Here is a 12,294-nt window from a genome sequence, read left to right as displayed (position 1 = left end):
GTCCCAGCTGCCACTGTACATCAGCGAGGATCACCCATGCAGTCGAATCGAGGGATCTCACCGAATGAAAGCCTGTTCATGAACCCGGACTGAAAAACCCGTATATTCTAAAGACTGTTTTCTTACGGATTAAGGACCTATTGATGCTCTTGGCTCTGATTTTCGGTGGTTTGATCGGTTATGCGTTTGGCAAGTTTCCCGGTTTTCTGATCGGTGCCGCCATCGGCGCATTCATTTTCAACCGCCTGAAAAGCCGCCTGATCGGCAAACTCCACAATATTCAGTCCGGTTTTGTTGAATCGGTTTTTGCCGTGATGGGCGCACTGTGCAAGGCCGACGGCGTGGTCTCTCAAGATGAGATCAAGGTGGCGGAAGCCATGTTCGTGCGCTTTCGCCTCAACGACACCCAGAGAGCAAAAGCCAAGGCCGCCTTCAACCGGGGCAAGGCTCCGGACTTTGATCTGGACGCCGAACTTGCCCGCTTCCTGCAGATGACCGGGCGCCAGCCTGCCTTTCTTCAGATGTTCCTGCAGGTACAGGTTTCTGCGGTTGCTGCGGACGGCGTTATCCATCCGGCGGAACACGCCATGCTGGTCCGGATTGCCCGCGGTCTGGGTCTGCCCGAGAGTCAGGTGGATCAGCTTGAGGCCATGCTGCGTGGCGCCCACAGTGGCCAGGCAGGTGCCGGCGCCGGGCAGCGTTCCACGGGCCAGCAGATTGACGATGCCTACAAGGTTCTGGGCGTTTCCCCCTCGGCCAGCGACGATGAGCTCAAAAAGACCTATCGCAAACTGATGAGCGAGAACCACCCCGACAAGCTGGCTGGCAAGGGATTACCCGAAAGCATGCGGGAAATGGCGGAAGAGCGGACAAGGGAAATCAGCCACGCTTACGACGTCATCAAGGAAGCCCGCAAGAAAGCGGGTTGAACGGGTTTAAAACCAGCGAGGCACGCGCGCCCGATAATCATCGTAGGGCGCGCCGAATTTGCTCGACAGGGCCTTTTCCTCCTCCCGGGCCTGACGGGTAATCACCAGAACACCGGCAACCAGGCAAACCAGAGAAAAGACGCTCGGCAAGGCCAGGAAGAACCCGAACTGGCCAGTTATCACACTGATGAACAGCGGATTCCGAGAACGGGAAAATGGTCCGCTGGTCAGCAACGTGCGGTGGTCGTCCCGGCGATCAATGCCGGAACGCCAGTCTTCATGCATGTACGCCTGCAGATAGTTCACCGAAACGAACGACGCCAGCAGCAGCAACATGCCCAGCAACAATACCGGCCACTGGTACAACGCGCTGAACACACCCAGCCAGCCGTCGATATCCGCGAAGATGCGAACCACGCAAACCGACAGAATCAGCGCCCGGAACACGTTAAAGATGTGCCGGTGCCACCAGGGGGCAGATCCACGGTCGCCGTAATTGATGTGGGAGAAATGCATGCGCTGATAAAGGCCCAAGGCCCGGCCAGCAAACTGCAAACCAATCATCAGGAAGAAAATACCGAGGAAGTTTCGTACTAGGGGTTCAATAATGTCCATCGGGCTCGCTTGGTGCTTGATTACACCGCAAGCTTATTACTTGAAAAGTCCTGTGAAAAGCACATTGAGGGGCGATGCAAAAGAAAACCGCTCCGGACCCCGTCACACTTTCCCCAAATGACATGTCTCCCTCTTTGGAAATTCCGTACAGTCAGGAAACGTTGATCTGAATGGAGTGCTTCGCCATGGCCGCTTCCACGGTACCACGATCGGTTCATGCCTTTACCAATGATGCTCTCGGAACGGACGATGCGACGGCCCTGGCCGACCGGATCCGTCGTCGCGACGTCTCGGCGGTAGAACTTGCCGAGGCGGCCATATCCCGCGCACAGGCAGTGGATCTGCTGATTGGCGGTCTGGTCGCATCCGACTATGACAAGGCACTGGAGGCTGCCCGCCGCATCGACACGCAAGCAGACCGTACCGCCGCCGGCTTTTTCGCCGGGGTGCCTACAGTCATCAAGGACAACACGGATATCCAGGGACTGCCTTCTGGCCATGGCTCTGCCGCAGTGCCGGCATCCGTCTCGGACAGGACCAGTCCGTTCGCCCTGCAAATGCTCGATCAAGGCTACGTCTGCCTGGGCAAAAGTGCCCTGCCCGAGTTCGGATTCAATGCGACCACCGAGCCGGCTCACCGGCCGCCGTCGCGGAATCCATGGAATCTGGCTTTCTCGACAGGTGCATCCTCAGGCGGCGCCGCAGCCTTGGTCGCAGCCGGCGTAGTCCCGGTGGCACATGCCAATGATGGCGGGGGGTCCATTCGTATCCCGGCAGCCTGCTGCGGCCTGGTTGGCCTGAAACCAAGTCGTGGTCGCCTGATCGACAATGACGCTGCACGAACCCTCCCCGTCAACATCATTACCGACGGAATCGTCAGTCGGTCTGTTCGCGATACCGCCCACTTCATGGAACAGGCCGAAAAGTATTTCCACCGGCCCGGCCTGCCGGCCATTGGTCGCAACGAGGGACCTTCCGGTGAAGCCCTGACCATCGGTCTGGTTCTGGACTCAGTTAACGGACATGCAACCGACGATGACACTCGTCGCACCGTGGAAAACACCGCGCACAGGCTGGAGAGACTCGGGCACCGGATCGTCCCCATGGACGTGCCGGTTGCTGCCTCGTTCCCGGAGGACTTTGCCCTGTACTGGGCGTTCCTCGCGTTTGGGGTCAAGGCCAACGGCCGCAAGCTTATCCACCCGGGCTTCGATAAAGATCACGTTGATGGCCTGACCGAGGGCCTCGCGGGCAAATTTAAGAAACAGTTTTACCGATTGCCGGCCGCACTCTGGCGGCTGCACCGCTCCTACCATCACTACGCTCGGGCAATGGCCGGTTTCGACGCGGTCCTGACGCCGGTTTTGGGCCACACCACACCGGCGATTGGCCACCTCAGCCCAAACGTACCCTTCTCCACCCTCTTTGAACGCCTCACCCGTTACGTCGGTTTCACGCCGCTGGCCAACGCAACCGGCGCACCCGCGATTTCCCTGCCTATGGGGTTGAACCGGGACAACCTGCCTGTTTCCGTCCAGTTCATGGGCCAGCACGGAGGCGAGCGAACCCTGCTCGACATTGCCTATACACTGGAATCAGAGATGCCCTGGCCGGCACTGCATGAGACCAGCGGTGATTCTCAGACCGGAATGACTGCCGAAACCATGCTCTGACCGTTGCCCTTCCGGGCAACAACCCGGTTACGCCCCTGGCCCTTGGCTTCATAAAGGGCCTCATCCGCCCAATTGAAGATGTCCTTGGTGGCATCGGCCTTTTCGGGTGAAACACTGCAAACTCCGGCACTGACCGTGAGGTGCAACACGTCACCGGAAACCCGGAACGCCGTCGCCTCAATGTCAGAGCGGATTCGTTCCGCAACCCGGATAGCTCCGTTGACCGGGGTGTCCGGCAGCAGGACAACAAACTCCTCGCCACCATAGCGCGCGGCAAGATCCTGGGGACGCGTTACATGTCGGCGAATACACTGGGCCACCATTTTCAGGCAATCATCCCCCACCAGGTGGCCATAGGTGTCGTTGAATTTCTTGAAGTGGTCAATGTCCAGAACCAGCAGCGACAATGGCTCCTGGTAACGGAAAGCCCGAACAACGGCAGACTGGAAAGTCCGGTCGAAATGCCCCCGGTTTTTCAGGCCGGTCAGCGCGTCGGTGGCGCTCAGTTCCAGCAACTGCTCGTTGAGACTCTCAAGATCCCGGGTTCGCGCATGCACTCGTTCTTCGAGCAGAGTGTTGGCCTCGCGTTGCACCTGCAGCGATTTCTCCTGCGCCATTCTCGCCTTACGCTCTTCCCTCAAAAGCCGTTGCTGAGCCCTGAACGCCCGTTTCTTTTCCCTGTCCAGGCGGTCCGCCAGGGCAAGAGACAACAGAATCACACCCAGCGCCGACCCAACCTGGGTGGCATTCTCAGTCAGAAGGTTACGGGGCAACACCGTAAACTTGCTCAGGGCCAGAACAATGCCGCCAAAGAGCATAAAGACCCACGCCAGAGTGTAATAACGCGCGGCCGGATCTCGTCTGCGCCAGCGGATGATGCTGAGTGTAAGCATGGTCGAACAGCCCACGAAGGCCACCAGAATGGTAGGAAGGATCAGGAGCCTGTAGGGCACCAGTAGTCCCCCCGCCGCCAGCAAACCCGCTGCCATGATCACGGCAACGGTCCACCGGTTAAAACCGGGATGATTCTCGCGGGTCACGTTGATGAAACGGATACTGAACGTGCCGCCGAACAGCACCGCCAGGTTCAGGAACACGATGATCGACTGGTCGTTCCACCAGGTCGACTCCGGCCAAAGGTACTGGAACGCCACTCCATGGAGACTGGCAAGAAACAACGGCATGGCGGTGATGTAGCCAACATAGTGCAGAAAGCTCCGTTCGCCGACCGCCATGAACACGAACAGGTTGTACAGGATCATCACCAGGACAATGCCGTAGTAGATCCCTTCAAACATGGTTCGGGACTGCTCGGCCGCGTAGAAACTGTCCTGATTCCAGAGGATGAGGGGAACTTGCATGGAGCTGGTGGTATTCACCCTCAGGTAGACCCGGGTCGGTTCATCAGCGGCCAGCGTAAGAGGCACGACGAAATTGCGGTGTTCGATGGGCCGCTCGGAAAAGGGTTGCTTGTCGCCAAGCACAAGAGACTCGGCGCCTGAGGTCTCCGGATCAATGTAGATTTCGATACGGTCCAACACGGGATAGCCGATCTCGAGAAAGGTCTGCGCCTGGTTCGCCGTTGTGTTTTTGAGCGTGACCCGGAACCAGAAGATGCCGCTCCCATACCCCAGGCTGACACTGTCGCTACCGTTGCGAGTCCAGTTTGCCTCATCAAGCGCTGTCACCGTCTTGATGTCCGCCGGGGCAGCAGGCTCCTGCCAGTAATCGACAAACCGGGAAAGTTCTACGCGAGTGGAGCCCGATTCCCACGTCGCCAACGCCTGCGCTGAAACTGCAGCAGCGGGCCAGGCAAGCAGGAAGAGGCACAAAAAACCGACGACTCTTTGCACAATGGGCCTCAATGAACCACGGATTACATTTTGTTATTGTCGTTGGTCGGATTATGAGCTAAAAGGGCAGACTTCGTCCCTTCTCGCTACCAATCGACGCAAATCGACAATAAACTGATACAAAAACCAACTCGAGCCGATTTCAGGGCGACATGCCCGCAAGTAGACAGGCATTGGCGACCCTGTCATATTTTGAGGATGATTCAGGGCTTTCCGACGCGTTAACACGCTTTTCCGTGGTTGTTCGTTCAATCGCAAAACACCAGAAGAACTGTGCTCCACTATGCGTGACAGCGAGATACTGGTTACCCATCACAAGGCATTGATGGAACTCAGCCACGATGCCGACTTTATTGAGCAGCCAAGACATCACAAACTGGCAGCCCTGACCGAATTGTGCGCCCGGCGTCTCAACGTGGAACGGGTAAGCATCTGGTCATTCCCCCCCAAGGGCGACCGTATCAACTGCGAGTGGCTCTACGATGCCTCCGCGGCCCCGCCCGACAGGGCCAATACCGGCGGGCCTCTCAGTCTCTACCAGTCCGAACACCCCGCCTACTTTGCCACCATCAGTACGGAAAGGGTGGTTGCCGTGGACAATGCGCAGGAAGACTCGAGAACCCGTTCATTCGCAAGCAACTATCTCGCCATTCACAACATCAACGCCATGCTGGACGCGCCCATTTTCGACGGTGCCCGGATGAGCGGTGTGATCTGCCTGGAGTCGCGTAATCACAGGCTCTGGAGCCCGCCTGACATTTCACTGGCGGTGGCCGTGGCCGACACCGTGAGCCTGATGAACACCCACGAAGCCTGGATCCGCTCCAAACAGGCACTGGACTACGTAACCCGTTTCGACTCCCTGACCGGGCTCGCCAACATGGATTCGCTCAGGGATCGGATCAACCACCTGATCAGAAAGGTCAGGAAGCGCGATCGTGGCGGACTTGGACTGATCTGGATTGATATCGATCGACTCAAGATCATCAACGATGGGCTCGGTCCCCAGGCAGGCGACCAGGTCATCGCCGAAGTGGGCCGGCGGCTCAATGACCTGCAACTCACGGGCAAGGATTTCCTGGCGAGGATTGGCGGGGATGAATTTGCCGTGATTATCCGAAACAAGACCCTGCCCGAGCTCCTGGTCAGTGCCGCGGAGCTCATTCAGCAACGAATCCGGTCGCCTATTCGGGTCAATGAACAGGATCTGATCATCAGTGCAAGTTTGGGCATCAGCCACTTTCCCGGAGACTGCGACGATGGCGAAGAGCTGCTTCGCAGCGCGGAAGCCGCGATGTATCACTCCAAGTACCGTGGTCGGGGCCAGTCCACCCAGTACGACTCGGAAATTCAGATGACGGCCCGCTCCCGATTCGCCGTCGAAAGCGAATTGAGGTTGGCCATGGAAAACGATGGCCTTGATGTGTTCTATCAACCCATCATGGACAGCACCGGAACCCGGATAGAAAGCGCGGAAGCCCTGGTTCGCTGGCATCACCCCGACCGGGGCTGGCTTTCTCCTATCGAATTCCTGGATGTGGCCCGCAGCGCCGGCCTTATGTACCGGCTCGGCGAATGCGTCGTGGAGAGGGTGTGCCGCGACTGGCGGGCATGCCGCGCCAAAGGCATCAACCTGGCCACCATCTCGGTAAATCTGGCGCCGGAACAGGTCATGGTGAGCGGTTTACCGGGATTAATCCGCGACGTCTGCGGCAGCTACGCTATGCCCGTCAGTGCGCTTCAGTTCGAAGTGACCGAAGACGCCCTTCAGGGTGAGCTCCGGGTACTGAGCAGGGTTCTGGAAGATCTGGTGGATTCCGGCGCCATGCTGGCAATTGATGACTTTGGCACCGGATATTCATCCCTGGCCCGGCTGAAATGCCTGCCATTTTCCCGCATCAAGATTGACCGCTCGTTCATCAGGCACCTGCCGGACGATGACAACGACAGGGCCATAACCCTATCCACGATCGGCCTGGCCCGGGGCCTTGGCCTCTCCATCGTCGCGGAAGGTGTCGAGACGCAAGCCCACGAACGCTGGCTATTCGAAAACCATTGCGATTACCTTCAGGGATTTCGCTACAGCAAGCCGCTTCCCATTGAAGAGCTCACCCGGCGCTTCTACTCAACCGAGCCCCTCATCCTGAGCCATCAAAGGCACTGAAAGATAGACATAACCTGCTGAAAGCTCTGCTCAGGTTCCGACCGGATTAGGATGGATGCGCCCGTGGCCGGGTGCGCAAACTCGATTTGGGTGGCCGCAAGCATCAACCTCGCCTCCCCGAAACGCTCGGCGAAATACCGGTTGTGCCGGCCACGACCGTGATTGGCGTCGCCAATGATCGGGTGGCTGATGTGTTTCATGTGCCGGCGCAACTGGTGTTTCCGGCCAGTTTCCGGATACAGCTCGACAAGGGCATAGCGACTGGTGGGGTATCGCTCGATGGCCACTGGAATTTCGGTCGTCGCCAGCGTCCGGAAGTGCGTACGAGCCGCTCTGACCGGCTGCTCCACACCCTTCTGGCGGCGATCTTCAGGCTCTTCCCGGAGCGGGTGATCAATCTCGCCACGGGCGGCGGGCCAACCGCGCACCAGCGCGCGATAGGTTTTGCTCACCTCCCCCGCCATCATGGCCTGCCCCATCTTGCGGGCGGTGTCTGGATCCCTGGCAAAAACCAGTATGCCGGAGGTGGGGCGATCCAGCCTGTGCACCGGGTACACATGGTCTCCGTTATTGAGCGCCCGGGCGTACTGGAGGGCAAACTCGGTCTCGTGCCGGTCGATGGGGCTTCGATGCACCAGCAGGCCCGCGGGTTTGTGCACCACCAACAAAGCCTCATCTCGATATAGAACATCCAGCGGGTTCATGAACCGTCCCGAATTACCCGCTGCCTGATCCAGCCCCGAACGTTGCGGACGCGGGCCCCGGCGTTCTCCCCCAATACCAGCAGTGCCGGAGTCAGCAGCAGGGTCAGGAGCGTCGCAAACGCCAGTCCGCCGGCAATGGCGCTGGACAGCTGGGTCCACCACTGGGTAGACGGAGCGCCCAGACCCAGGGCCGGCGTCAGCAGATCCACGTTGACGCCCAGCACCATGGGCGTCAGCCCCAGTATCGTCGTGATTGCGGTCAGCAGTACCGGCCGCAGACGCAGGCAACCGGTTTCCAGCGCAGCCTCGAACGCCTCAAGTCCGTCTTTGCGCATCTGGTTGTAGGTATCGATCAGGATGATGTTGTTATTCACCACAATCCCCGCCAACGCAATGATGCCCATCCCCACCATGACGATGCCGAAAGACTGGCCGTTCAGCAGCAGCCCAAGCAAAACGCCGGCGGTGGACAGAAGAATGGCGGACAAAATCAGGAAGGTCTGGTACAGGGAATTGAATTGGGTTACCAGGATCAGCAGCATCATCGCCACCGCAACCATGAAGGCGCTGGCGAGGAAGTTTGAGGCCTGCTGCTGGTCCTCGTTCTCACCAGCGAACTTCACCGATACCCCTTCCGGCGGCTCCGGCATATCGGCCTGAAGACTGCTCAGCATTTCGTCAACCCGGCGGCCCGGCGCAAGCTCGGATTTGATGGTCACCGTCCGCTGACCATCAACACGGACGATGCTGTTGGTTTTATCGCCTGGCTCCAGATCCACAAACTGGGACAGCGGCACCTGGCCACGGCCGGTATTGATGGTCTGGCGTTGCAGGTGGTCCAGTTCGCGCCAATTGTTGGGCACCCTTACGGCAATATCCACCTCGTCCCGTACATCCTCCGGCCGGTAGGTAGCCAGAACCAGGCCATTGGTCACCAGGCGAACGGCACTGCCCACACTCAGCACATCGGTCGAGAAGCGGGCCGCCGCCTCGCGATCAACCTCCAGTCGCCATTCGATGCCGGGCAAACTCCGGTCATCCTCGATATCAACAAAGCCGCCCATGGTGTTCATGCGGTCCTCGATCTGATCCACGTACGCATTCAGCTCGCTGCTGTCTCGACTGCTGACCTGCAGCTCAATGGGCTTGCCTTCCGCCGGCCCACCTTCCTGCTCACGGAACTCCAGTTGTACCCCCGCAATATCATCCGTTCGCTTGCGAAACTCCTCCAGAATGGCGCTTGCAGGGCGGCGGCTATACCAGTCGGTAAACTGGAACTGCAGAACCCCGATGACATCCGGCGCCATCCGGTTGCCGGCACTGATCATGGACCGGGCGTACAGCGCATTCACCTCAGGCATGCCCTGAAGCCGCTGCTCCACCTCACGGACGATCAAATCCCGCTCCCGAATGGACAGGTCGCCCCGGGCCCGGATCTGAACCTGGGCCGAATCGGGCTCGACGCTGGGGAAAAACTCCACCCCAAAATTGAATTTGGCGTAAGCGACGTAGATCACCACGATGACGCCAAGAACGCCCAGCAAGGTCGTGCCCGGCTTTTTCAGTAGCACCGACAAGAGGTGCCGGTAGTGCTTCATCATTGCCCCGGTATCGTGGCGCTCTCGAGCGCGACGACCACCGCTGGCACCACCCAGCACCGGCAGGAATACCAGTGCCATGGCCAGGGACGCGGCCAGACAGATGATCACTGTCAGCGGCAGGAATTTCATGAACTCCCCGACCACGCCGGGCCAGAATAGCAACGGCACAAAAACCGCCAATGTGGTGGCGGTCGAGGCGATGATCGGCCACGCCATCCGGCTGGCCGCCTCCGCCCAAGCCGACCGGACCGTCTGCCCTTCAGACAGGTTACGATCCGCCAGTTCCGAAACCACGATGGCGCCGTCCACCAGCATCCCCGCCACCAGTATCAGACTGAACAGGACTACGATATTGAGGGTCAGTCCCAGGCCCCAGATCACCAGGATGCCGGTCAGGAAGGCACCGGGAATGGTCAGCCCGACCAGTATGGCAGAGCGGGGTCCCATGGCAGCAATCACCACAATGATGACCAGTACGATGGCCGTCAGCACGTTATTCAGCAGATCGCTGAGGATGTCCCGAACCTCGTCCGACTGATCCATGATGTAACGCACCTCCAGGGTATCCGGAAGCTGGGGGCGGGCCTGTTCGACCAGTTCCCGAACCTGGGCCACGGTTTCGATGATGTTGGCGCCAGTCCGTTTCGAGACTTCCAGCACCAGGGCCGGCTCGCCGTTGATACGGGCAAAGCCGGTGGGGTCCTTGAAGGTACGCTGCAACATGGCCACATCGCCGAAGGTCACCACGGTATCCCCGTCCACCTTCACCGGCATGGACATAACGTCCTCGATGGTCTCGATCACGCCCGGCACTTTCAGCGCCATGCGGCCGTTGCCGGTATCCAGGGAGCCTGCCGCCACCAGCTGGTTGTTGCGGGTCACCAGAGCCGCCAACTGATCAAAGTCGATGCCATAGCTTTCCAGCACCTGGGGATCAACCACCACTTCGAGGAGATCTTCCCGGTCACCGCCTATTTCAACTTCGAGCACTTCCGGGATGGCCTCGATGGCGTCCTGAAGCGCCCGTGCAACGGTAATCAGCTCCCGCTCGGACAAGGGGCCGGAGAGGCCAACGGACAGAACCGGAAAAAGCGACACATTGATTTCATTGACCCGGGGTTCATCCGCTTCTTCCGGCAGCTTGCTGCGCGCGGTGTCCACCTTTTCCCGGACATCTTGCAGGGCCTTGTCGGAATCGAAGCCGGCATCGAATTCCAGCATCACCGAGGCCGATCCCTCCGAGGCCCGGCCACGCATTTCCTTCACCCCCTCAAGGGAGCGAAGTTCCTGCTCCATGGGCCGGACCAGCAGACGCTCAGCATCCTCCGGGCTGATGCCGTCGAGGGTCATGGACACATAGATGATGGGGATGGTGATGTCCGGGTTGGCTTCCTTGGGGATGGTCTGAAACGCGGCAATGCCGCCCAGAATCAGAAACAGCAGCGTCAGCAGCGTGGTTCGGCTGCGATCCATGGCGGCAAAAATCAGCGTTCGCATTCGGCTCAGCCCCGGTCTTCAGCGGCGTCAACCGGGCGAACCTGCTCACCCACGTTGACAAACCCACCGCCGCGGGTGATCAGGCGGATTTCATCCGGCAGGCCGGTCACCCACGCGCCATTGGTGGCAACGCTGAGTAACTCGACGGTGCTGAACACCACCCGGTTTTCCCGGTTCACGTATTTCACTCCGGGTCGGCCGTCGTCCCCGAGCGACAGATAGGCCGGTGAGATGAACATGGCCTTCACCTCGGGCAGGGCAATCCGGAAACTCGCGCTACCGCCCGCTACCCGGCGAAGATCAGGATTCTCGACGGCAATCTCCACCGCAAAGCTCCGGGTCTCCGGATTGGCCGCGCTCGCCACAAAAGTGACAATGCCATCAAGCTGTTTGCCGTTCAGCAGATCCACCCTCACCCGCTGCCCCGGCGACACCTTGCCCGCGGACTGCTGAGGGATTTGCCCGGTGGCCTTGAGACGGTCAATGCGGACCAATTCGAACAGCGGGGAACCGACTTCGACCAGAGCGCCCTGGTCGACATCCCGCGCATTGATAATGCCATCAAAGGGTGCCTTGGGCGTCAGGTGGGCGACATCCAGTCTGGCCGCCGTCAGCTCGGCGTTCGCCGCCGCCAGCTCACTCTCGAGATTGAGCAGCTCGGACTGAGAGGCCAGGTTGTTCGAACGAAGCTTGCGGGCAGCAGCAAGCTCCGCCTCCAGGCTTCGCACCCGCGCCTGCCAGCGTTCGACAACAGTCCGGCGGCCATCATCGGACAATGTCAGCAGGGTGTCTCCTGACGTCACATGTTGGCCCAGGTCGACCTCAATTTTCTCCACCGTGCCCGCTACCCGGGCACTGATCATGACCGTGTGCCAGGGCTCCAGTTGCCCCTGAAGCAGCAGTCCCGGTTCGTGAAGACGGGCAATTAGCGACTCAACCTGAACACTGGTCAACTCCCGGTCGCCCTGCTCCTTCATCTCCGGAGCCGCCTCGCTCGCCACCTTGACGTCGCCGGTCGCCATCCACACCACCAGCGCGATAACGACCAGAAGCGACAACCCCAGGGAACCCCACTTTCCTTTACTCATGAAACGTTCGCCGTGCCTGAAAACCGTGATTGGGTCCGGAGAATTCAGGACCCGAGAAAAAAACCGGCAAGAAACGGTTGCAACCGGTTAAACGCGTGGGGTAGATTCTACACAGAAATATTTTACGAATTCAGAGCAGATTGTTCATTTTATGAATCTCAACGCAGTAA

Annotated in this window: 8 protein-coding genes; 3 read left to right on the top strand and 5 right to left on the bottom strand. The window is 59.4% G+C overall.

Annotated features, from left to right (window positions below; translation table 11 throughout):
- The first annotated feature begins 143 nt into the window (after positions 1–143).
- Positions 144–929, top strand: coding sequence for a co-chaperone DjlA (gene djlA, locus KZO34_RS15050; RefSeq protein WP_219477664.1), 786 nt, complete (start codon positions 144–146; stop codon positions 927–929).
- Between the two features lie 6 nt (positions 930–935).
- Here the strand turns inward: djlA and KZO34_RS15045 are convergent, their stop codons facing one another.
- Complete coding sequence (locus KZO34_RS15045) at positions 936–1,544, bottom strand: methyltransferase family protein (RefSeq protein WP_219477663.1); 609 nt, start codon at positions 1,542–1,544, stop codon at positions 936–938.
- A 185-nt stretch (positions 1,545–1,729) separates the two neighbouring features.
- Between KZO34_RS15045 and KZO34_RS15040 the strand changes: the two genes are divergently transcribed.
- Complete coding sequence (locus KZO34_RS15040) at positions 1,730–3,217, top strand: amidase (RefSeq protein ID WP_219477662.1); 1,488 nt, start codon at positions 1,730–1,732, stop codon at positions 3,215–3,217.
- Here the strand turns inward: KZO34_RS15040 and KZO34_RS15035 are convergent.
- Positions 3,184–5,070 carry a sensor domain-containing diguanylate cyclase gene (locus KZO34_RS15035; RefSeq protein ID WP_308318830.1) on the bottom strand — a complete coding sequence of 629 codons (1,887 nt, stop codon included), beginning with the start codon at positions 5,068–5,070 and terminating at the stop codon, positions 3,184–3,186. The two genes, KZO34_RS15040 and KZO34_RS15035, sit on opposite strands and share 34 nt — an antisense overlap.
- Before the next feature lie 283 nt (positions 5,071–5,353).
- Here KZO34_RS15035 and KZO34_RS15030 point away from each other — a divergent pair, with 283 nt between their 5' ends.
- Entirely contained in the window at positions 5,354–7,234 is a 1,881-nt protein-coding gene (locus KZO34_RS15030; protein ID WP_219477661.1) for a sensor domain-containing phosphodiesterase, read from the top strand.
- On the opposite strand, the gene KZO34_RS15025 is transcribed toward KZO34_RS15030, so the two are convergent.
- Genes KZO34_RS15025 through KZO34_RS15015 form a run of 3 tightly spaced genes read right to left on the bottom strand, consistent with a single transcriptional unit; the run spans position 7,222 to position 12,124 of the window.
- Positions 7,222–7,938, bottom strand: a complete 717-nt coding sequence (locus tag KZO34_RS15025; protein WP_219477660.1) for a pseudouridine synthase — start codon at positions 7,936–7,938, stop codon at positions 7,222–7,224. The genes KZO34_RS15030 and KZO34_RS15025 overlap by 13 nt on opposite strands.
- On the bottom strand, positions 7,935–11,036 hold the full coding sequence (locus KZO34_RS15020) for an efflux RND transporter permease subunit (RefSeq protein ID WP_219477659.1): 3,102 nt from the start codon (positions 11,034–11,036) through the stop codon (positions 7,935–7,937). Before KZO34_RS15020 ends, KZO34_RS15025 begins: the two co-directional genes overlap by 4 nt.
- Positions 11,037–11,041: 5 nt before the next feature.
- The gene (locus tag KZO34_RS15015; RefSeq protein ID WP_219477658.1) at positions 11,042–12,124 is read right to left on the bottom strand and encodes an efflux RND transporter periplasmic adaptor subunit; all 1,083 of its coding nucleotides are present in this window, start codon (positions 12,122–12,124) and stop codon (positions 11,042–11,044) included.
- Positions 12,125–12,294 lie beyond the last annotated feature (170 nt).

It is taken from the genome of Marinobacter sp. F4206 (assembly GCF_019392195.1).
Taxonomy (GTDB): Bacteria; Pseudomonadota; Gammaproteobacteria; order Pseudomonadales; family Oleiphilaceae; genus Marinobacter.
The sequence above is the reverse complement of the archived record's forward strand: the minus strand, read 5'-3'. Positions and strand labels throughout refer to the sequence as shown.